Source organism: Streptomyces sp. XY431, from assembly GCF_001279805.1.
Classification (GTDB): domain Bacteria; phylum Actinomycetota; class Actinomycetes; order Streptomycetales; family Streptomycetaceae; genus Kitasatospora; species Kitasatospora purpeofusca.
Window position 1 is genome coordinate 1 of sequence record NZ_LGDO01000353.1, and the last position, 377, is coordinate 377.

At 71.6% G+C, this 377-nt stretch carries 1 protein-coding gene; it reads right to left on the minus strand.

The features are described from left to right. The coding region (locus tag ADK60_RS26105) for an acyltransferase domain-containing protein (RefSeq protein ID WP_159400589.1) at positions 1-377 on the minus strand (377 nt) is incomplete at both ends.

The following is a 377-nucleotide window of genomic DNA, read 5'->3' on the forward strand; positions in this document are numbered from 1 at the left end:
GGAGAGGCGGGTGATGGCGCGGCTGCGCAGGGCGACGATCCGTGCGGCGTCGTCGAGGGTGAGGGCGCCGGCGACGTGGGCGGCGGCGATCTCGCCCTGGGAGTGGCCGACGACGGCGGCGGGCTTGACGCCCAGGGAGCGCCAGAGTTCGGCCAGCGACACCATCACGGCGAACAGCACGGGCTGGACGACGTCGACCCGGTCGAGGGCGTGCGCGTCGTCGTCGCGGACGACGTCGAGCAGCGACCAGCCGTCTGTGAACGGCTCCAGCGCGAACGCGCACTCCGCCATCTTCTCCGCGAAGACCGGCGAGAAGTCCAGGAGTTCACGCGCCATGCCGATCCACTGCGAACCCTGACCCGGGAACACGAACACCG